The 20,317-nt window shown below is 61.2% G+C and carries 15 protein-coding genes, 1 rRNA gene and 4 pseudogenes; 11 read left to right on the top strand and 9 right to left on the bottom strand.

Features of this window, described 5'->3' with window-relative positions; translation table 11 throughout:
* Positions 1–1,403: ribosomal RNA gene (locus VKR55_RS10075) — 16S ribosomal RNA — on the bottom strand; the annotation flags it as partial.
* A gap of 834 nt (positions 1,404–2,237) precedes the next feature.
* Between VKR55_RS10075 and VKR55_RS10070 the strand changes: the two genes are divergently transcribed.
* Entirely contained in the window at positions 2,238–4,301 is a 2,064-nt protein-coding gene (locus VKR55_RS10070; RefSeq protein WP_324402404.1) for a M23 family metallopeptidase, read from the top strand.
* Positions 4,302–4,316: 15 nt separating this feature from the next.
* Here VKR55_RS10070 and VKR55_RS10065 read toward each other — a convergent pair whose 3' ends face one another.
* The gene (locus VKR55_RS10065; protein ID WP_324402402.1) at positions 4,317–4,724 is read right to left on the bottom strand and encodes a hypothetical protein; all 408 of its coding nucleotides are present in this window, start codon (positions 4,722–4,724) and stop codon (positions 4,317–4,319) included.
* A gap of 270 nt (positions 4,725–4,994) precedes the next feature.
* Here VKR55_RS10065 and VKR55_RS10060 point away from each other — a divergent pair, with 270 nt between their 5' ends.
* Positions 4,995–5,357 carry an SPW repeat protein gene (locus VKR55_RS10060; protein WP_324402400.1) on the top strand — a complete coding sequence of 121 codons (363 nt, stop codon included), beginning with the start codon at positions 4,995–4,997 and terminating at the stop codon, positions 5,355–5,357.
* A gap of 67 nt (positions 5,358–5,424) precedes the next feature.
* Entirely contained in the window at positions 5,425–5,688 is a 264-nt protein-coding gene (locus VKR55_RS10055) for a hypothetical protein (protein ID WP_324402399.1), read from the top strand.
* A gap of 62 nt (positions 5,689–5,750) precedes the next feature.
* On the opposite strand, the gene clpB is transcribed toward VKR55_RS10055, so the two are convergent.
* Positions 5,751–8,390 carry an ATP-dependent chaperone ClpB gene (gene clpB, locus VKR55_RS10050; protein WP_324402397.1) on the bottom strand — a complete coding sequence of 880 codons (2,640 nt, stop codon included), beginning with the start codon at positions 8,388–8,390 and terminating at the stop codon, positions 5,751–5,753.
* Between the two features lie 219 nt (positions 8,391–8,609).
* Between clpB and VKR55_RS10045 the strand changes: the two are divergent.
* Positions 8,610–9,140: pseudogene (locus VKR55_RS10045) on the top strand (MOSC N-terminal beta barrel domain-containing protein); the annotation flags it as partial.
* A 108-nt stretch (positions 9,141–9,248) separates the two neighbouring features.
* On the opposite strand, the pseudogene VKR55_RS10040 reads toward VKR55_RS10045, so the two are convergent.
* Positions 9,249–9,593 (bottom strand): annotated as a pseudogene (locus VKR55_RS10040) (IS110 family transposase); the annotation flags it as partial.
* Positions 9,594–10,491: 898 nt separating this feature from the next.
* On the opposite strand from VKR55_RS10040, the gene VKR55_RS10035 reads away from it, so the two are divergent.
* The 6 genes and pseudogenes from VKR55_RS10035 to VKR55_RS10010 form a co-directional block, all read left to right on the top strand.
* Positions 10,492–10,983 (top strand): DUF305 domain-containing protein, encoded by a 492-nt coding sequence (locus VKR55_RS10035; RefSeq protein WP_324402395.1) that lies wholly within the window; start codon positions 10,492–10,494, stop codon positions 10,981–10,983.
* Positions 10,984–10,992: 9 nt separating this feature from the next.
* Positions 10,993–12,447 carry a YncE family protein gene (locus VKR55_RS10030; protein ID WP_324402393.1) on the top strand — a complete coding sequence of 485 codons (1,455 nt, stop codon included), beginning with the start codon at positions 10,993–10,995 and terminating at the stop codon, positions 12,445–12,447.
* Between the two features lie 35 nt (positions 12,448–12,482).
* Positions 12,483–13,010, top strand: a complete 528-nt coding sequence (locus tag VKR55_RS10025) for a sigma-70 family RNA polymerase sigma factor (RefSeq protein ID WP_324402391.1) — start codon at positions 12,483–12,485, stop codon at positions 13,008–13,010.
* Positions 13,007–13,780 carry an anti-sigma factor family protein gene (locus VKR55_RS10020; RefSeq protein ID WP_324402389.1) on the top strand — a complete coding sequence of 258 codons (774 nt, stop codon included), beginning with the start codon at positions 13,007–13,009 and terminating at the stop codon, positions 13,778–13,780. The genes VKR55_RS10025 and VKR55_RS10020 overlap by 4 nt, the downstream gene beginning before the upstream one ends.
* 529 nt (positions 13,781–14,309) lie before the next feature.
* A complete protein-coding gene (locus VKR55_RS10015; protein WP_324402387.1) occupies positions 14,310–15,203 on the top strand; it encodes a hypothetical protein in 894 nt (297 codons plus the stop codon).
* A 677-nt stretch (positions 15,204–15,880) separates the two neighbouring features.
* A pseudogene (locus VKR55_RS10010) lies at positions 15,881–16,491 on the top strand (FAD-dependent monooxygenase); the annotation flags it as partial.
* 68 nt (positions 16,492–16,559) lie between these two features.
* Here VKR55_RS10010 and VKR55_RS10005 read toward each other — a convergent pair.
* The 3 genes from VKR55_RS10005 to VKR55_RS09995 form a co-directional block, all read right to left on the bottom strand.
* Positions 16,560–17,726 (bottom strand): MFS transporter, encoded by a 1,167-nt coding sequence (locus VKR55_RS10005; RefSeq protein ID WP_324402385.1) that lies wholly within the window; start codon positions 17,724–17,726, stop codon positions 16,560–16,562.
* Between the two features lie 162 nt (positions 17,727–17,888).
* Positions 17,889–18,332, bottom strand: coding sequence for a hypothetical protein (locus tag VKR55_RS10000; RefSeq protein ID WP_324402383.1), 444 nt, complete (start codon positions 18,330–18,332; stop codon positions 17,889–17,891).
* Positions 18,332–18,694 carry a DUF6522 family protein gene (locus VKR55_RS09995; protein ID WP_324402381.1) on the bottom strand — a complete coding sequence of 121 codons (363 nt, stop codon included), beginning with the start codon at positions 18,692–18,694 and terminating at the stop codon, positions 18,332–18,334. The genes VKR55_RS10000 and VKR55_RS09995 overlap by 1 nt, the downstream gene beginning before the upstream one ends.
* A 176-nt stretch (positions 18,695–18,870) precedes the next feature.
* Between VKR55_RS09995 and VKR55_RS09990 the strand changes: the two genes are divergently transcribed.
* Positions 18,871–19,008: a hypothetical protein gene (locus VKR55_RS09990; protein WP_324402379.1), complete on the top strand. Its 138-nt coding sequence runs from the start codon at positions 18,871–18,873 to the stop codon at positions 19,006–19,008.
* A gap of 31 nt (positions 19,009–19,039) precedes the next feature.
* Here VKR55_RS09990 and VKR55_RS09985 read toward each other — a convergent pair whose 3' ends face one another.
* Positions 19,040–20,074, bottom strand: a complete 1,035-nt coding sequence (locus VKR55_RS09985) for a D-alanine--D-alanine ligase family protein (RefSeq protein WP_324402377.1) — start codon at positions 20,072–20,074, stop codon at positions 19,040–19,042.
* Positions 20,071–20,317: pseudogene (locus VKR55_RS09980) on the bottom strand (putative zinc-binding metallopeptidase); the annotation flags it as partial. The gene VKR55_RS09985 and the pseudogene VKR55_RS09980, both read right to left, overlap by 4 nt.

The following is a 20,317-nucleotide window of genomic DNA, read 5'->3' as shown; positions in this document are numbered from 1 at the left end:
TCCTTGCGGTTAGCGCACCGTCTTCAGGTAAAGCCAACTCCCATGGTGTGACGGGCGGTGTGTACAAGGCCCGGGAACGTATTCACCGCAGCGTGCTGATCTGCGATTACTAGCGATTCCAACTTCATGGGCTCGAGTTGCAGAGCCCAATCCGAACTGAGACGGCTTTTTGAGATTTGCGAAGGGTCGCCCCTTTGCATCCCTCTGTCACCGCCATTGTAGCACGTGTGTAGCCCAGCCCGTAAGGGCCATGAGGACTTGACGTCATCCCCACCTTCCTCGCGGCTTATCACCGGCAGTCTCCTTAGAGTGCTCAACTAAATGGTAGCAACTAAGGACGGGGGTTGCGCTCGTTGCGGGACTTAACCCAACATCTCACGACACGAGCTGACGACAGCCATGCAGCACCTGTCTCCGGTCCAGCCGAACTGAAGAACTCCGTCTCTGGAGTCCGCGACCGGGATGTCAAGGGCTGGTAAGGTTCTGCGCGTTGCGTCGAATTAAACCACATGCTCCACCGCTTGTGCGGGCCCCCGTCAATTCCTTTGAGTTTTAATCTTGCGACCGTACTCCCCAGGCGGAATGCTTAAAGCGTTAGCTGCGCCACTAGTGAGTAAACCCACTAACGGCTGGCATTCATCGTTTACGGCGTGGACTACCAGGGTATCTAATCCTGTTTGCTCCCCACGCTTTCGTGCCTCAGCGTCAGTATCGGGCCAGTGAGCCGCCTTCGCCACTGGTGTTCTTGCGAATATCTACGAATTTCACCTCTACACTCGCAGTTCCACTCACCTCTCCCGAACTCAAGATCCTCAGTATCAAAGGCAGTTCTGGAGTTGAGCTCCAGGATTTCACCCCTGACTTAAAGACCCGCCTACGCACCCTTTACGCCCAGTGATTCCGAGCAACGCTAGCCCCCTTCGTATTACCGCGGCTGCTGGCACGAAGTTAGCCGGGGCTTATTCTTGCGGTACCGTCATTATCTTCCCGCACAAAAGAGCTTTACAACCCTAGGGCCTTCATCACTCACGCGGCATGGCTGGATCAGGCTTGCGCCCATTGTCCAATATTCCCCACTGCTGCCTCCCGTAGGAGTTTGGGCCGTGTCTCAGTCCCAATGTGGCTGATCATCCTCTCAGACCAGCTACTGATCGTCGCCTTGGTGAGCCATTACCTCACCAACTAGCTAATCAGACGCGGGCCGATCTTTCGGCGATAAATCTTTCCCCGTAAGGGCTTATCCGGTATTAGCACAAGTTTCCCTGTGTTGTTCCGAACCAAAAGGTACGTTCCCACGCGTTACTCACCCGTCTGCCGCTGATGTATTGCTACACCCGCTCGACTTGCATGTGTTAAGCCTGCCGCCAGCGTTCGCTCTGAGCCAGGATCAAACTCTCAAGTTGGACTTGAAACTTTGAGCCGGCTGATCACAACGTTTGACGAGGTCCCACCATATTGACCGAACGCGATTCACATCGCTTCCGATCATGGTGTTTCCTTATTCAAAACGTGTACCGCCGAAGTCTTTCGTCCGGTCCCGATTTACGAAAACTTAGAGGTTTCCGCGATCGAGACCCGCAAGGACTCCGCCGTCCACGTTTCTCTTTCTTCATCTTCACTTGTCAAACAGCCCGGGGCCAAAGCCCCTCTCCCATGAAAGGGAGACGTGTCAGCCCCACATTCGACGGCAAATGACAACCGATGACAATCGGTTGTTCTTTCACTCATCAAAATGAGGAGCTTGATGGGCGCGAAAACTCACCTTGGCCAAGGGCCAAAGCAGCGCCGCGCTCAGTGGGGCGGGTTATAGGCCCGCCCGATCTTGCTTGTCAACGGTCATCGTCAACAAATCGTCGCATCGCCTCGATTATTTTTGCGCTGCAAAGAAGCCGCTATTTTTGCGGGTATGGCGCCGCACTTGAGCCACAATCCTGCGACGTTCTGACGTATAGATAGTATTTGAATCGCCGGATGCCAGTGGGGGCTGCCGGCGTTCACTCAATTGGGGGATCGGCGAGCAATGATGAACCCGTCGCCTGTTCCCAAAAGCCTGGCTGCATCGAGAGAACTTAACCGCATTTTCGTTCGCAATTTCGGCCTCGGAATTGGCCTCTGATTGTCGGACGGGGATGGACCGCCATGTTTCCGAAAGCCCGAATGAATCGGGAAAGAGGTCGGTGTGGTGCGAGCGTTAGGTTTCCCCGTGCGGCTCGGCCGGTAGTTGGGGGGACACGGGGTTGAACCAAAGGACGTCACGGGGGGGCGGATATGGACGCGAGGTCGGCATGATCGATCTCGGCCATGAGCCACCGCTTTCGGTCGACGGTTCTGAAGCCGCGGTGATCGACCGCCGCCGCGTGTCCGTACAATGGTTCAGCGGCACTATTCTGACTGGCCTGTGCGGCGCGGCTCTGATCGGCGGCGCCGTTTTCGCGTCTCTTGACGGTGAGATGACCTTTGCGCGGGTGCCGGAGCGGGTCGAAAGCGCGCTGCGCGGGGCCTTCGGCACCGGCGATCACACCGTGAGCCTGCACAAGAGCGACCGCCTGCCGCCGCCGGGCGAAGCCACCGCTTCGCGCAGTGTGATCCGCGTCTCCACCGTCACCCGCGTCGGCAATCGCGACGTGATGCGGGCGCGACCGTTTGTGCGAATCTCCGGCAATCTGTCGATGACGACGAGCGATCTCTCGGCAAAGATCCCGCCGTTCAACGCCCAGCGCATGCTGACCGATGTCGGCTCGGCGCCCTCCTCGTCCAACGATCCCGACGCGGACGCGGATGCGGCCGCCGAACCCGATGCCGAAGTTTCCTTCGTCACCAAGGATCTCGGCACGGTGCTGCCGAAGGCCAGGATCGCCGCCACCGTCGCGCTCGACGACGTCCTCATGCGGGTCAAGGACGCCGCCAACTGGCACGGCAATGGCGGCGGCGTCCGCTATGCGCTTGCCAACGTCACGGCGGATGCGACCGGCGCCACGCAATCCGACATGAAGATGGCCTACGCTACCGAGGGCCCGCCGCAGCCGGACCCCTATGCCGGCTTCGAGACGCGCGTGGTGCCGGAAAATGTCACGCTGCTGCCGAAGACTCATGACCAGGTGACCGGCGGCAATCCGACCGGCGAACGTATCCATCTGGTGAAGAAGGGCGATACCATCACTTCGGTGCTCAAGGACCTGGGCGCGACGGCCGACGAGTGCAAGGCGATCGCCGCCACGCTGGGCCCCCACGGCCGCGATGGCGGCTTGAAGGAAGGCGAGAAACTCCGCATCCTGATGGCGCCCGCGACTCCCGGCGCACGGCTGCAACCGTTCCGCGTGATCGTCGCCAACGACACGACCGTCGAAGCGGTCGCGGCCCTGTCGGACCTCGGCAAATATGTCGCCGTCGACGTCTCCAGCATCAACACCGCCACCGATTCCGCAGACAACAAGAATACCAACGACGATGACGATGATGACGGCAGCGGCGTGCGGCTCTATCAGAGCATCTATGAGACTGCGCTGCGCAACAAGGTGCCGATGCCGGTCATCGACGACATGATTCGCATCTATTCCTACGACGTCGACTTCCAGCGGAAGGTGCAGCCGGGCGATTCTTTCGACGTGTTCTACGCCGGCGAGGACGAAGGCAGCGCTGCCACCGATAAGAACGAGGTGCTGTACGCAGCACTCACCCTCGGCGGCGAGACCAAGAAATACTACCGCTTCCAGACCCCCGACGACGGCGTCGTCGACTACTATGACGAGACCGGCAAGAGCGCGAAGAAGTTCCTGGTGCGCAAGCCTGTCAACAACGCAATCATGCGCTCCGGCTTCGGCAGCCGCCGCCACCCGATCCTGGGTTATGTGAGGATGCACACTGGCGTCGACTGGGCCACCGCCTATGGCACGCCGATCTTTGCGGCCGGCAACGGCACGATCGAAAAGATCGGTACCGAGAGCGGCTACGGCAAATATATCCGCATCAAGCACAACAACGGCTACGAGACCGCATATGGCCATATGTCGGCCTTCGCCAAGGGCATGGACGTCGGCAAGCACGTCCGCCAAGGTCAGGTGATCGGCTTCGTCGGCTCGACCGGCCTAGCGACCGGCCCGCACGTCCACTTCGAAATCCTCGTCAACGGCCGCTTCGTCGATCCGTTGCGCGTCAAGCTGCCGCGCGGCCGTGCGCTGGATGGCGCGATCATGGCAAGCTTCGAGAAGGAGCGCGATCGGCTCGACGCGATGATGAACGGCCGCAACGGGTCACACATCTCGGATGCCAACGGCGGCCCGCTGCAGATGAGCAACCGCTGATCTCTCTTCGCCGGGCTACATCGACGCGCGCACGATCGCAAAGACGATGCCGATCGCCGTAAGGCCGAACGAGACAGCGATCAGCGGCAGCAGGACGTCGATCGCAGCATGCGCGCCGTGAAGTTTCGCGCCCCAGACCGCGAAATCGCCATCGCGCCAATCCTTGAACGATGTTTGCTGCGGATGCCGTTCATACGGCAGCTGGTATTTCTTCCAGACCAGCGACATCAGCCAGGGCACCAGCACCGCAACCAGGAACAACACGCTGACGAAGATCAACGACAGGCTTGTTTCAGCGTTGCGGTCGAACAGCACCCAGGCCATCAGCGCAAACCAAGCGATGAGGCCGACAGCCACTGCATAGATCCTTGGATGAAGCTGATCGAATACAGGCTTGTTGTGCGCGACGAGATCCCGTGACATGGCAACTCCCTTGACAACTCCTTGGCAACTCCCTTGGCAACTCCCTCACAGGCTCTGGATGTAACCGGCGTCGCCGATCTTGCCTGATCGCGGGCAAGCGCGATCGAAATGGCTTTTGCTGCGGCGCAACGCTTCTCGCGCGATCCAACCACCGGCAATGGTTAACGGGCGTTGCACCGCCACAGTTGCATTAAATTTGGCTCACCTCTCTTGGAACAGACGCGGCGATCTCCACCTTGAATTTTGGGGGGCACCTCAATGGAGGGTGTGATGGAGAATTGGACGAACGCAAGATATTGCGACGTCGCCAACCTGATCCTCGGCGCCTTTCTGTTTGTGTCACCCTGGATCTTCGGATTTGGCGGTACCACAGCCGCCCAGAACGCCAATATCGCCGGTATCGTGATCGCAGTGCTTGCCATCGCGGCGCTGGCGGCGTTCGCGGTCTGGGAAGAATGGCTGAATCTGATCGTGGGCCTGTGGACCCTGGTCTCCCCTTGGGTCCTGGGCTTCCACGCGGAAACCACAGCCATGACGATCAGCGTTATCGTCGGCGCAGCGGTTGCTGTGCTCGCCGCGATCGAGCTGTGGATGATGTCGCATTCCCCGCCGCGGCTCACTGCGGGCCGCTAGCGCGCAATACGACAACTGCGACCCCGCCAATGGTGGGGTCGCATAAGCCGAACGGGAGCGCTTGGCCATGAGACGCATCACCCGTGACGACGCGATCAACGCCGTCGGCGGCGCCGACGATTTTGTCATTGCGCAAATCATCGGCACCGGTGCGACCATCGACGAACTGGCCGAAGCGCAGGCCTGGATCGCCAATGACGAGCCATTGATGAACGCCGGCAGGCCGCTGCCGCGCGGCCGTGTCGGCGAACTCGTGGAAATCCTGAACGAGCTTGCAGCGGATGAGGACGACCGCGAGCCGAATGCAGACGCCGTCATCAAGGAAACCTGAGCGCGTCCCATGGCGCAGAAGAAAAGGCGCGGCCTTGGCCGCGCCTTCCTTCAGCTTGCGCATCAATTCAATTTGCGCTTCGGCACCGCCGCTTCGAACTGGGCAATCTCGGCGGTCTTCGGCGCCTTGCCGTTGAAGGTCAGCACATTGCCCTTGCTCGAGATCGCGACGCTGTCGCCATCCTTGACCTCGCCGGCCAGGATCATCTCGGCGAGCGGATCCTGCAGGCTGCGCTGGATCACCCGCTTCAACGGACGTGCGCCATAGGCGGGATCCCAGCCCTTGGCCGCGAGCCAGTCGCGCGCCGCGGCATCGAGCGCGAGCGTGATCTTGCGATCTTCCAGAAGCTTCTGGAGACGCGCGAACTGGATCTCGACGATCCGGCCCATCTCGCTCTTCTGCAAGCGATGGAACAGGATGATCTCGTCGACGCGGTTCAAGAACTCCGGCCTGAAATGCATCCGCACGATGCCCATCACCTGGTCGCGCACCGCGGTGGTGTCCTCGCCTTCCGGCTGGTTCACCAGAAACTCCGAACCGAGGTTCGAGGTCATGATGATCAGCGTGTTGCGGAAGTCGACGGTGCGGCCCTGGCCATCGGTCAGGCGGCCGTCGTCCAGCACCTGCAGCAGCACGTTGAAGACATCCGGATGCGCTTTCTCGATCTCGTCGAACAACACGACCTGGTAGGGCCGGCGCCGCACCGCTTCGGTGAGCGCACCGCCCTCGTCATACCCGACATAGCCCGGAGGCGCGCCGATCAACCGTGAGACCGAGTGCTTCTCCATGTATTCGCTCATGTCGAGGCGGACCATCGCGGTCTCGTCGTTGAAGAGATATTCGGCGAGTGCCTTGGTGAGCTCGGTCTTGCCGACGCCGGTGGGACCCAAGAACATGAAGGAGCCCATCGGCCGGTTCGGATCCTGCAACCCTGCGCGCGAGCGGCGCACTGCGGTTGCGACCGCATGCACGGCTTCGGCCTGGCCGACAACGCGCTTGCCAAGCGAGTCCTCCATCTTCAGGAGCTTGTCCTTCTCGCCTTCCAGCATCTTGTCGACGGGCACGCCGGTCCAGCGCGACACCACCTGCGCGATGCGGTCGGCGGTGACCGCCTCCTCGGTCATCTCGCCGGCGCCGTCATTGGCCTCGATCGCAGCGAGTTTCTTCTCGAGCTCCGGAATCCTGCCATAGGCGAGTTCGCCGGCGCGCTGGAATTCACCGCGGCGCTGCGCGTTGGCGAGCTCCACGCGCAGCGTATCGAGCTCGGCCTTCAGCTTTTGCGCGTTGGAGAGCTTGTTCTTTTCCGCGCTCCAGCGAGCGGTCAGCGCCGCCGAACGCTCCTCGAGTTCGGAAAGCTCCTTCTCCAACGCCTGCAGCCGGCTCCTGGAGCCCGGATCGCTTTCCTTCTTCAGCGCCTCCTGCTCGATCTTCAGCCGGATGATCTCGCGATCGAGCGTATCCAATTCCTCCGGCTTGGAATCGACCTGCATCTTCAGCCGCGCCGCCGCCTCGTCCATCAGGTCGATGGCCTTGTCGGGCAGGAAGCGGTCGGTGATATAGCGGTTCGACAGCGTGGCGGCGGCAACCAGCGCGGAATCGGCGATGCGAACGCCGTGGTGCTGCTCGTACTTGTCCTTCAGGCCGCGCAGGATCGAGATCGTATCCTCAACGGTCGGCTCATCGACATAGACGGGCTGAAAGCGCCGCGCGAGCGCTGCGTCCTTTTCGACGTGCTTCTGATACTCGTCGAGCGTGGTCGCACCAATGCAGTGCAGCTCACCGCGCGCCAGCGCGGGTTTCAGGAGGTTCGACGCGTCCATCGCGCCGTCGGCCTTGCCGGCGCCGATCAGCGTGTGCATCTCGTCGATGAACAGGATGATGCTGCCCTCGGCGGAGGTGACCTCCTGCAGCACGGCCTTCAGCCGCTCCTCGAACTCGCCGCGATATTTCGCGCCTGCAATCAGTGATCCGAGATCGAGCGCGAGCAGCTTCTTGTCTTTGAGGCTCTCCGGCACGTCGCCGTTGATGATGCGCAGCGCCAGGCCCTCGACGATGGCGGTCTTGCCGACGCCGGGCTCGCCGATCAGCACGGGATTGTTCTTGGTGCGGCGCGACAGCACCTGGATCGTGCGACGGATCTCCTCGTCCCGGCCGATGACCGGATCGAGCTTGCCGTCGCGTGCGGCCTGGGTCAGGTCGCGGGAATATTTCTTCAGCGCGTCATAGGCGTTTTCGGCCGTGGCGCTGTCGGCGGTGCGGCCTTTGCGCAGGGATTCGATCGCCGCATTCAGGCTCTGCGCGGTGACGCCGCCCTTGCTCAGGATGCTGCCGGCCTCGCTGTTCTTCTCGAGCGCGAGGGCGAGCAGGAGCCGCTCGACAGTGACAAAGCTGTCACCGGCCTTGTCGGCCGCCTTCTCCGCCGCGTCGAAGGCACGCGCCATCTCCGGTGCAAGGTACACTTGCCCGGCCCCGCTTCCAGAAACCTTTGGTAACTTCTTGAGCGCGTCCTCGGTCGCTTTCAGGATCGCGCGGGAATTGCCGCCGGCGCGGTCGATCAGACCTCCGGCGAGCCCCTCGCTGTCGTCCAGCAGCACTTTCAACAGGTGCAACGGCGAAAACTGCTGGTGGCCCTCGCGCATCGCCAGCGATTGCGCAGACTGGATGAAGCCGCGCGACCGCTCGGTGTATTTCTCGATATTCATGTCATTCCCTCAGCCTGCCGCCTGACCCCGAAGGCACCAAAGCAGCATCTTCATTGGGTTTTCGACGGCCGCATTGACGTTCCTCAATCAGCCGCCGGTCGTCGCCATCCTCTGTCTGGCTTGTGGCAGATGTGGGCACGGCCCTCCGGTTCCGGAAGAGCCCACCTCACAAATTCGTGTGCGGTGGCGCGAAGCCCCGGAATCTCCTAGTGAAAGCCGATGTCCATGCCTCTGCCCGCCACGATCACCGGCCTTTACCGCTATCCCGTCAAAGGCCTCACCCCAGAAGCCCTCCAGACGGTGGCGTTGCAGCCTCGCCAGACGTTGCCGGCCGACCGCCGCTATGCGATCGAAAATGGCCCAAGTGGCTTTGACCCGACCGCCCCGACCTGGCTGCCCAAAACCTGTTTCCTGATGCTGCAGCGGGACGAATGGCTGGCGGCGCTCGAGGCCCATTTCGACGATGCGACCAGTGTCCTGACGCTGAAAGAGGATGGCGCGGTCGCAGCCGAAGGCAATCTCGAGGCGCCGGGCGGCCGCGCCGCGATCGAGCGCTTCCTGGCCGAGCGGTATGCCAGCCGGATCAAGGGAACGCCAAAGGTCCTCGTGAGCCCCGGCCACAGCTTTTCCGACGTCGCCAAAAAGGTGGTCTCGATCATCAACCGCGCGAGCCTTGCAGCGATCGAGAACATGATCGGCCTTCCCGTCTATCCCTTGCGCTTCCGCGCCAATCTGTATGTCAAGGGCTGGCCCGCCTGGCACGAGGCGAGCCTCGTCGGCGAGACGCTTGCGATCAGCACGGCGCGCCTTCACCAAGGTCTGCAGCTCCTCGCGGGCCGCATCGTGCGTCTGACTCGGCGCATCGCTGAATGTCTCGGCGAACCAGGCGATCATCTCCGCATCGATCACATCGTTCTTGGCCAGACGTCCGGCCGACAGCGCAAAGCTGCGGACCCGCTTGGGGTCGACGATCCGAACCTCGATGCCGGCCTCGCGCAGCACCTTGGCCCAGGGCCGCTCATAGCCGCCGCTCGCCTCCATCACCGCCTTGCTCACCTGGTGCTTGCGAAGCCAGGCCACCAGCTTGCGGTGACCCTGTGCAGTGCTCGGGTACGTCTGCCGCAGCGACAACGAGCGAATGCACGCATCCACCTTGTCCTTGGCCACATCGATGCCCACGACAATCACTTCATTCTGTGCCATCATCCACTCCCTTCCTTGCTCGGTTCGGGCTCGAAGCCCTTGCAACTGTTCGGGTTGAGGAAGACACCGGAGCTGTCCCTCGCTCTGATACAGACTCTGTCGCCTTAGGGCGCAACGGGCTCAGTTCCAGCAACGGGCGGTTCTGATCCAACCGCCCGTTCGCACATTCTGGCAGATTTTGCAGACACAAGGGCGCAGGGAAGACCGGATGCTGGCCGCACCCGCAGCCTGGTGTGCAGCGGTAGTCCGCATAGAACGCACACCAGTTGTCCGCAGGTTCGACCGGAGCGACCCGGCCTTCCCTGCGCGATTGGTTTTAACGGCTGCTCCGTGCTCTCCCCGGGGTGCCGGGCTTGATAGCCCCCGTCGCCTGCGAGCTCGTTACTCGCAAGCTTGATCCCAGCGTCGGGGGATCAGGACCACACGGCTTGGCCGTCCGCACAGCGCGCTCGTCTCGCGCAGTCCGCACGTCCATCGCATCCCGCCTCAACGTCCGTGACGACGCGTCCGCCCCTCTTGCCGAGTCGGGATAGCGGCGCATTATGCACACTTTCTGATATTCGTAAAGAGGAAATTTTCGATTCGCAGAATTTTATTGGAAGACCTACCGGACGACCGACCCGTCATTGAATCGGCTCGCGAACTTCGGGTTTTCCGTGCTCCACGGACGGTCAGCAGCACCTGCGTCGGACGCGCCAGCAAGGCTAACGTTTATGTGAGGGGACCGCCGAACGGTCGCTTGTCCTTGCAGCGACTGCACTTTTCGAGTTTCGCGAGCTCCTGCTCCAAAAAGCCGACACGCCTGACGGAATAGAAAGCCGCCCGGCACGTCACACCTCCAACACAACCATTCACGGAGTTCAAAATGCATCGCCCGTCATCCCGCGGCGTCGCGACGATGCTCTCACGGAACCTTCCGAGATCAGGTCTCGGTACTGCGTTTCTTGGCGCGCGCCTTCTTCTCGCATTTGCCCTGCCATCACTTGTGCTTGCGCACGAGCCCCACCCGCCTGCGCCGCCGGCCGCTGCCGTCGACGAGGCTGCGTTCCTGAAAGAGAACGACGACGCGATGACCAGGATGATGAATGACATGACGATCAAGCCGACCGGTGACGTCGATCGCGATTTCGAGGCGATGATGCTCCCTCATCATCAAGGCGCGATCGACATGGCGATCAGCGAGCTGCGCTACGGCAAGAACGAACAGCTGCGGCGCATCGCACAGGAGATCATCGTCGACCAGATGCAGGAAATCGCGGCCATGAAACTCGCGATCGGTGAGCCGGCCACGGAGTCCACGCCGGCTCCGACGCAACAGCAGCCGGCGGCGAGAAGCGAACACCATCACACGGGCATGCAGATGGACATGTCCTCTGGCATGAAGCACTAGGAGCAGACCATGACGATCTGGAAGATCACTCTTCTCGCAAGCACCATTCTCGCGTCGTGTTCGGGGGCGTGGGCGGGACAGGCACCCGACGCGTTATCCGCACCCGATATCCCGATCAGCCATCACGACCGCGTCTACGCCGCCGAGCAGTTCTCGAACACAGTCTCGGTGACCGACCCGGTCGACAACAAGCTGCTCGGCGTGATCCGTCTGGGGGATCCGCAGCCGGGCAATTTCAGCCCGCTCTACAAGGGTCAGGTTCTCGTCCATGGCATGGGCTATTCACCCGATCATCGCGCGCTGGCCGTGGTTTCGATCGGGTCGAATTCCGTGACCTTCATCGACACGGCTACGAATGCCGTGAAGCACGTGACTTATGTCGGCCGCTCGCCGCACGAAGCCTTCTACACGCCCGACGGCAAGGAGGTCTGGGTCACCGTGCGCGGCGAGAACTACATCTCCGTGATCGACAGCAAGACGTTCATGGAGAAGACCCGTATCACCACGCCCAGTGGCCCCGGCATGCAGATCTTCTCGCCCGACGGCAAGTACGGCTATATCTGCTCATCCTTCAACCCGGAGACCGACGTCGTCTCCGTTGCCGATCACAAGATCGTAGCGAAGGTCAAGCAGGCAAGCCCGTTCTGCCCGAACATCGCGGCAACGCCGGACGGGAGCCAGGTCTGGTTTACGCTCAAGGATGTCGGCAAGACCCAGGTGTTCAACGCAAAGCCGCCGTTCAACCTGATCAAGGCGATCGATACAGGCCCGATCACCAACCACGTGAACTTCGCCCATACGGCAAAGGGGACGTTTGCATATGTTACGATCGGCGGCACGAACGAGGTCAAGGTGTTCCGCACCGACGACTTCGCGCAAGTCGCGACCATCCCGGTCGGCAATCTGCCGCACGGCGTGTGGCCGTCCGGCGACGGCTCGCGCATCTATGTCGGACTAGAGAATGCCGATGCGCTCGCGGCAATCGACACCGCAACCAACAAAGTGATCGCCAACATTCCGATCGGACAGGCGCCGCAGGCAATCGCCTATGTTCCGAACGCTGCGCCAAATCCCGACAATCGAGAGAACCTGCAGCCTCTCGGCCTCGCCGGCCAGGTCTCGCACCTGGCGCTGGCGGCGAAGGACGCAGCCAAGGACGGACAGACGCCGACCAGCGTGTCGCTGTTCGATCAGGGACTGATCCAGGTGTTGCAGGCCTCAGTCACCGGGCTCGAGCCGAAACAGAAATATGTGCTCGCGCTGGCGGACCGTGCGGACGGCGGCGGTTCCCTGCAACCGTTGGCAGCGTTCATGACCAATCCGGCAGGCTCCGCGATCGTCAACGCGACGGGCCCGATCCGGCAAATCGTCCACGATGGCGCAAGCACGGAGCGGCGCTATCTGGTCGTTGCGCGCGGCGATGCGACGGCGTTCGGGCCGGCAGTACAGGTGCAAACCCGATAGTGGTAGATTGAGAGAAGCCGCAGGCGGAGCGCGCCATGAAAGACATGCTGCTGCAGGTCGAACCGCTGATACCCGCGCTCCGCCGCCATGCCCGCGCCCTGGTTCGCAATCGCGCCAATGCCGACGACCTGGTGCAGGATTGCCTGGAGCGCGCCGTCAGCCGCTGGTACCAGCGGCGCGACGGCAATGTTCGCGCCTGGCTCTTCACCATCCTCCACAACCTGGCGATCAACCAGTTTCGCCAATCGGCCACACGCGGCAGGCATGTCCCGATCGACGAGACCAATGAAGACGATTTCGGCGAGGCCGCCGTGCAGGAACAAAAACTGATGTATCAGGACGTCATGAACAAGCTCGCGAGGCTCCCCGAGGACCAGCGTGCCGTACTGTTGCTTGTTGCGGTCGAGGATCTCTCTTATGCGGATGCTGCGAAGGTGCTCAACATTCCCTTAGGCACGGTGATGTCGCGGCTTTCCCGGGCGCGCGAACGACTGCAGCAGGAGATCGACGGAATTGCGAACAAGGAATCGATCAACGTCGTGTCACTACGGAGCGGGAAATGAGCCATCGACCGATCACGGAAGATGATCTCCACGCTTATGTGGATCGTGCCCTTGAGCCCGAGCGGCAGGCAGAAGTCGCCAACTACTTGAGCGAACATCCCGACGTCGCCAAACGCATCGCCGCGTTCTCGGGCCAGCGCGACCTGTTGCGCGCGGCGCTCGCGCCGATCGCCGAGGAGCCGCTGCCGCCGGAGCTCAATCTCTCGCGGATCATCGAGAACCGCACGCAACGGCCTTCGGTGGTCCGGTGGGCGATGGCGGCCATGCTGCTGTTGAGCATTGGTGGTCTGGGCGGCTGGGCCATGCGCGGCGCGCTGCAGACGCAGCCGGGCGGCCTGGCGGCGCTCGCGCAGGAGGCGTCCGTTTCCTACAGCGTCTACGCACCGGACCACGTCCGTCCCGTCGAGGTTCGCGCCTCGGAGACAGGCCAACTCGTGCAATGGGTGTCCGACCGGCTGCATCGGCCGGTGAAGGTGCCGGATCTGTCCACTTCGGGCTACCGGTTGATGGGAGGCCGCCTTGTCCCCACCGAGCACGGCCCCGCCGCCATGTTTATGTATGACGACGACCACGGCAGCCGGATTGTCGTGCTGACGCGCCCGATGAGCAGCGCGGACCAGAACGCGCCGATGACGCCGCAGGCGCAGGGCGACGTCAAAGGCTTCGCCTGGGCTGACAATGGTCTGGGCTACAGCCTGGTCGGCCAGGCTGCGCCGGAATCGCTACGGCCGATCGCCAATGAGGTTCGCAGGCAAGCGCGGCCATTGTGAGCGCGGCGGCCGTTCCGCCTGCCCGGCTATGAGCGCACGAGCGCACGCAGCCGCGGATTTCGATGCGGCAAAGCGAACATAAGCGGCCAGCAAACCTGCTGAATCGGTCGAAAGCGCCTTTTCAACCCTGGATGACATGATAAGTATGCGCAATTCGAGAGAGTGCCCTGAACATTGCGCCTATGGGCGGGGTAGAAGAAGGTTTCGGTTTGGAAGTTGGGGGAATATGAATGAAGAGGCTCAGCATTGCCGCTCTTTGCATTCTAGTGCTGCCGATCTTGGTGGGAGCTGCCCGTGCCGCATCCACTATCAATCTTTCTCTGCAAAACCTGGGCTCACCAACAGATCAGGACGTGCCATTGGGAGAAGTCCCCGGATACGTTCAATACAGAGTGTTCGCTAATGACGCTGAACTACAAGAGCTGTTTAAGTTGATCGCCCGAGACAAATTCAACAGCAGTACGGACGGGACATTTCTCGTCACGTTGGCTCTCACAGCGCAGGCAAAACGATCGCCGAGCGAACACTCATGCAGGGCGCTATCAAGAGCAGTTCGTTCCTCTGGTTCACTAAGTCTAAGCAGGTCGAGCAGATGGGTTACCTCGGAGGTCAACTGCTTTACGGATTGACAGTCGATGAACCTAATAACCTTTTTGGAGTGCAGCTCCGGGCTTATAAGACCGACAAAATCGATTATGATCCAACGGAAACACAGACGCTGCTGAAGGATGCTTCTAAACTCACGCCGCTATTGGCAATACCCCAAATCGCCACGGGAGCTTTGGAGGCCGTAAACGGTCTCGCCGCTCAGATCCTCACAACGTCCAATTCGCAGGACTACACATTGGGTGAGGGGATGCAGTTCATTAAGGCAGGGCAGACCAATCCACAACCAAATCACGTGAAGTTTCGACTGGATGGCTATGACAATGGCCAGCTTGCCGTAGTAATCTATATCGAGGTGTCAGCGAACACCCTGCCGTCAAGGCTCGGGATCTACGACGCTGCAAAAAACAATGACGGGAGCCGCAAGGGATTCGCCAAATATGTGAGTGAAGGGCATAGTTTTTTGGATGCTGCGAATTTTCAGGTTGGCAATCAGCAGATCAAGCTGTGGGACATCCTGGAGACAAGCGGCCCGAAGCAAATAACTACGGGAATTCGATTGCTTGAGAACGGCGCCTACGACGAGAAGCAGAACGAAGGAGCGAGCATCAGCACGTTCTGCCGGAAAGTCTACGAAGCGATCAGCGATGTATACGCCAATCGAGACGCCACCGCCTTGTACTGGGACGTCTTGCATCGTCTCCACGAAGGTCTGGCCAAGTCGCAAGGAAGTATGAACTGCCTCACCGATCGTGAGGCACAAATGAAGGCTCACGGACTTCCAACTGAGGACCTGCACAGCCTGCTGCACCAATAGTGGGACAATACTCCTTCGGGCGCGCCGCCATCTCATTGGCGATACCCGCCCGTCCTGATCACGATGGAAGAACGCCGGCGGATGGCGAAACTCGGGCTTCAGCATGACGGCGTGCCTGACATGGGTTCCCGATCTGGACCTGAGATCAAACGGGCGTGACGGGCATCCGTGTTCCGCGCAACCCCTACCCCAAACGCGGCGTTGATCACCCAAAGCTGATCCGCTTTCAGACGGTTCATTCAGCCACCACAAAACAAACGTCCGGAACATAGCCATGGCTCTCCGTCCAATCGTAAAGCCTGTCGTGAAGAGGAAGATACATCCGGCCGCGGAACGTACGCCGAAGAGCCACAAGGCGATTGGCGGTCATGATACGGCCAAGCCGCGGCGGGAGAAGACACGGCAAAGGGTGCGCCAGTCGCGCCTTGCACGCAATCATCCGGAGAAGCTCAGAGCGAGCTCCGTGTCGGAGTTCGCCAGCTCGTGAGCATTTTCGGAGTTCGCCAGCGTGTGAACGACCATCGCGTAGCGGCCGCCTCGATCGTCGCCGGCTTCGGCGTCAACTCACCACAGCGAGAAAACACCACTCCTCCAGCTCCATATGGGGCGCACAACGGGCTTGCTGCAAGACCCGGCTCATCCCGTAGAACCGTCGCCGAAACGAGGGGAGCGTGGCGATGGCAAATCATGCGGTAGTGATCGCGGGAGGAGGTCCGACAGGACTGATGTTGGCGGGCGAGCTGGCATTGGCGGGTGTCGACGTGGCCATTGTCGAGCGGCGCCTGAACCAGGACCTCGCCGGGTCGCGTGCAGGCGGGTTGCACGCACGGACCATCGAGATTGTCGATCAACGCGGAATCGCCGACCGCTTCCTCTGCAAGGAAAGGTGGGCCAGGTCGCAGGGTTCGCCTGGAATCCTCTGGACATCAGCGACTTCCCGACTCGGCACCATTACGGGCTCGCGCTCCGGCAAAATCAGATCGAGCGCATACTCGCCGACTGGGTCGGCGAGCTGGCAGTGCCGGTCTATCGCGGACGTGAGGTGACGGGTTTCGTGCAGGACGACAACGGCGACGACGTGGCGCTGTCCGACGGCACGCCGCTGCGGGCGGATTATCTCGTCGGCTGCGACGGCGGACGCAGCCTGATCCGGAAAGCGGCTGGCATCGAATTTCCTGGCTGGGATCCGACAATCAGCAACCTGATCGCCGAGGTCGAGATGGCCGCCGAGCCGCAATGGGGCTTGCGCCGCGACGCCCTCGGTATCCATGCCCTGAGCAGGTTGGAGCCGCGCTCGGGCTTGCCGCGGCGTTGACCACGTGGTTCGGACTGCCTGCTGCGGCGTAGCGGCGCTCGTCACGGCTCTTTCCGCTCAAACGTCGGTGCGGCGACCAGGACTGGAAAGCTCCCAAATAGAATTGGGATGAGTGCGGCATTAACGTTGCCTGCCAGGTCCCATGCAACTCCGGAAAGCAACGAAATCAGCATGGCGAAGCCGTAGCTGATTGCAAAAGCTGCTGCTGACGTCAGCGCAACGTCGTCGGGATTGTTGCAAAGCAGTGGGGCGAGCGCCAACGCCAACACCAGCGAAGCGGCAAGTGAAAATCCGGCCAGGCCCGCCCAGAACACGGTCCATGCGCTCGCAGAAATCATGATTCCCACCACGCAACTGGAAAACAGCGCTCCTAACGCCAGGAGTGGCCACCGTTTTCCCTGCAGCTTGTCGGCGGTTATCAGCAGGAGAAAAGATGCCGGAACCTGCCCGGCATTCAGCGCGGTAAGGGCCGCGCTGACGAGATCCTGGCGGCCGTTCCCGTTCAAGAACGCAGGCAAAAACCCGTTGAGGCAGAAGTAGGTGCTCGTCGTGCTCCCCAAGGTCAGACCAATGCGCCAATTGAGCCTGCTATTCCATTGCGGGAGCCAACGCCCGGCATGGCTTGTACTGACGCTGGCTGCCGACTTGGGAGCGAACACCGCGACCACCACGGCAGTGGCGATCAAGGGAAAGGACCACACTCCCAACGCCGGGCGCCAGCTTCCGTCGAAATAGGGCAAGACCAGGGGAAGCATCGTTGCGACGGGGATGATCTCACCCAGGATCAAGCCGTTGGTGTACACGGCCGTGCCAAAGGCCGACCGCTCTGGCATCCACTCGCGCACCGCTGCCGCCATGGCCGGCTGCATCACGGCAATTCCGGCGCTCATGAGCAAACTCGTAAGATATAATTGCCACGCGTTTGACACCCCGATCCGAAGCAGCGCCCCGCCTGCCGCAACCAAAAGACCACACACCAACGCGCCGCGCACGCCCATTCGCGCAACGACGATTGATCCCGGAGCCGCGAAAATACCAAATACGACAACGGGTATGCCGGATAGCAGTCCGATTTCGGTGCCCGAAAGATTGAGATCTCGTTGCATCAGCGAAATCACGGGCGGCACTGCCAGCACGGTCAGGCGAAGACTCGCCCCGCAGATCCACAGCAGAAAAAAGGGTGCGCGCGCGGTGATGGATTTATTCACCAAGTAACACCTCTTTCAGTTGACCTCTCTATCGCCGGCGGGACGCTTTTTGCACGTCTCCTATCGTGCCGTCCATCGCTTGCACTGCGACGACGGCGGATTCCTTTTCGGAAACGGTGAAGCGTCATCAGAGACATACCTCACGATGTCGGCGCGGGGCCATCAAAAGTCGTTCGCCATCGGAAGCAATTCCAGCTTCGCAGATGATTTTTCCAGCAACCAGGCTTGGGCCATGCGCCGGGGATCATTCCGATAATCTTGAAAGTCCGCATCGGATGCGAAGCTGACGATGTGCACCTCTCTGGTGCCATCTGGATTTCGAAAACGACGCTCCAGACGTCCGTTAAACTCGGGCAATAACGGCAAGACGGCATCCTCGTGGGCCCGAAAGTCCTCGATACCCTCAGGAGGTATTCGGGCAATGAGCACGAACGTTACGCGGTTAGCTTGATAGGCGGTCACGGCAATCCAAGCCAGGATAGTCGAGCATTGAAGACGCTGTATCCTGCGGTCACTGCATGACAGCGTCAATGTCGGCTCGGGGTCCTGGTTGGGCGCAAACGGCTGGCTCGGGATCGGCCGTGGTCGCCGATCGCTGCGGGCCATCACTCGCGCTCGCTTTCGATCGGATCCTCATCCCCGACGATCGGCCGTTGTCGCGTGCCCGGGACCGGACGGTTACCGAAGTCGATGGCTGATTTGCGCAGGATGTGGCCTTCCAGGTCCGTGCACACGCGCGCGCGGCGATTGCGATAGAAGAAGCTGAGGCGGATTTCGCCGGCGTGCTCATCGACGCCGCGTTCGCAGACGCTTGTGAGCCTTCCCGAACGCATCAGGGTCTGGACCCGTGAGGCCGGAAGATGCAGCAGCTCGCCGATGAGTGCTGCATCGACCACGAAGGTATCGTCACGAAACTCGATTCTTTGCTGACAGAGCGAGCCCGTGGCGCCGCGATGGCTCTCGATCATCGCAATTTTTCCTTGTCGAAACGCGCCAAAAGATGTACAAAAAATATATCTTTTTAACCGGAGGTCAACCCATGACCATTTCCGTTCCCGCGACAATATGGCGGCATTGCCCGCTTCGACGACATCTCATGCTTGGGAAAGTCGATCGTTCGCCGGACTTCGGCAAGGGATCACCCATGATCGAAAGCAATTACGGCGTGGACGCAGACCGCGACGGATCGACAAGCCAGGGCGAAAGCACGCTCTTGCCGATGCTGATTGGGGGTTTGGTCTCGATCATTGTCGGTCTCACCATCGTAGCGTGGTTTGTCTGACGTCGCCCGCGCTCCCGGCTCGCGTTGCCTTTCAGCCTGCGGATACGCCTGTCTTCGCCCGGCTTATTCCAAGAGTCAGAATGCGATGCAGCAGGGCCAGGTAATCGAGTCCGTCATGCTGGGCCGCTGTGGCGAACTCCTGGCTCTTTGCGATTTCGGGATTGGGGTTTGCTTCAATGAAATACGGGGTCCCGTCGGCAGAGAGGCGAAAGTCGATACGCGCGTATCCATCGAGCCCCAGCGTTCGGTAGATGCGTTTCGCCGTTCGCTGAATACGGGCGTACACCTCCGGCGCAAGGTTCTTGGCCGGCCCATCTACAATTCCGACACGCTCCTGATAACTGGGATCGTGTTTGACCTTTTCGGTGGCTATCAGCCGAGCACCCTGGTCGCCCATGGTGCCGAATTTCAGTTCCCAAACCGGTAGCACTCGCAGCCGACTGTTGCCGAGCACGCCGACATAGAGTTCACGTCCCTCGATATATTGCTCGGCGATGGCGGCGGTTCCGATCTGCTCGTGGATGAAGGCGACGCGCTCCGCGAGCTTCTCGTCCGTATCGACGACGGATGCCTGCGAGATACCCCGCGATCCATCCTCGTTCAGGCTCTTGACGATCAGCGGCAGCGCAAGCCGCGCCGGCCGCCTGACCTTGCGGCGCATCGGGAACACGGCAAACGCCGGCACCGCGATCCGGCGATGGTGCACCAATGTCTTCGACAGGTCCTTGCCGCGCGCCAGGATCAGGCCGCGCGGATTGCATCCGGTATAGGGGACCTTCATCAGCTCGAGAAAGCTCGCGACGTGCTGGTCGTACACGGGTTCGTAGTGAAACTGCTCCAGTAACGTGAAGACCACATGCGGCTTGAAATCCTCGATTGCGTCGCGCAGCGGCTTGATTTCCTCCTGCACGCCGAGCGGGCGGACATCATGGCCGGCTTCGCGCAGGGTGCTCACGACGTCGTATTCGGTTTTCCATTCATTGATTTGCCGCGTGGTGTATCCGTCGGTCGAGTCCGGCGGCACCAGGTCCGGACGCATCAGCACCAGGATGCGCAGGCGTCTCATAGGGCGATCCACTTGCGGCGCGATGGACCAAACAGCACGTGCATCGTCTTGGCGGTCAACAGCACGGTGAAGTCCATCACAAGCTTCCGTTCTGAGCCGACGGCGCGCAGATTGAGCTCGCGGCAGCGGGAGATCATGTCGTCAAGCACGGCATCGAGGGTGAGCTGGTTCTCGCCTGTCCAGCGCGCGACCAGCTGCCTGATGTGGGCGCGGTGACGCCTGATGAAGACCGAGGCCGGTTGC

Origin of the sequence: Bradyrhizobium sp. (genome assembly GCF_035309285.1) — a bacterium.
Lineage (GTDB): Bacteria > Pseudomonadota > Alphaproteobacteria > Rhizobiales > Xanthobacteraceae > Bradyrhizobium.
Note: the sequence above shows the minus strand (reverse complement) of the source record. Positions and strands in the feature narration are given on the sequence as shown.

Excerpts from the sequence above, each read along its gene's own strand:
- VKR55_RS09995 (WP_324402381.1), bottom strand. The coding sequence starts at position 18,694 with ATGATCGAGAGCCATCGCGGCGCCACGGGCTCGCTCTGTCAGCAAAGA.
- VKR55_RS10020 (WP_324402389.1), top strand. The coding sequence starts at position 13,007 with ATGAGCCATCGACCGATCACGGAAGATGATCTCCACGCTTATGTGGAT.
- VKR55_RS10030 (WP_324402393.1), top strand. The coding sequence starts at position 10,993 with ATGACGATCTGGAAGATCACTCTTCTCGCAAGCACCATTCTCGCGTCG.
- VKR55_RS09990 (WP_324402379.1), top strand. The coding sequence starts at position 18,871 with ATGATCGAAAGCAATTACGGCGTGGACGCAGACCGCGACGGATCGACA.
- VKR55_RS10060 (WP_324402400.1), top strand. The coding sequence starts at position 4,995 with ATGGAGAATTGGACGAACGCAAGATATTGCGACGTCGCCAACCTGATC.
- VKR55_RS10065 (WP_324402402.1), bottom strand. The coding sequence starts at position 4,724 with ATGTCACGGGATCTCGTCGCGCACAACAAGCCTGTATTCGATCAGCTT.
- VKR55_RS10000 (WP_324402383.1), bottom strand. The coding sequence starts at position 18,332 with ATGGCCCGCAGCGATCGGCGACCACGGCCGATCCCGAGCCAGCCGTTT.
- VKR55_RS10035 (WP_324402395.1), top strand. The coding sequence starts at position 10,492 with ATGCTCTCACGGAACCTTCCGAGATCAGGTCTCGGTACTGCGTTTCTT.
- VKR55_RS10055 (WP_324402399.1), top strand. The coding sequence starts at position 5,425 with ATGAGACGCATCACCCGTGACGACGCGATCAACGCCGTCGGCGGCGCC.
- VKR55_RS10015 (WP_324402387.1), top strand. The coding sequence starts at position 14,310 with ATGCAGGGCGCTATCAAGAGCAGTTCGTTCCTCTGGTTCACTAAGTCT.
- clpB (WP_324402397.1), bottom strand. The coding sequence starts at position 8,390 with ATGAATATCGAGAAATACACCGAGCGGTCGCGCGGCTTCATCCAGTCT.
- VKR55_RS09985 (WP_324402377.1), bottom strand. The coding sequence starts at position 20,074 with ATGAGACGCCTGCGCATCCTGGTGCTGATGCGTCCGGACCTGGTGCCG.
- VKR55_RS10025 (WP_324402391.1), top strand. The coding sequence starts at position 12,483 with ATGAAAGACATGCTGCTGCAGGTCGAACCGCTGATACCCGCGCTCCGC.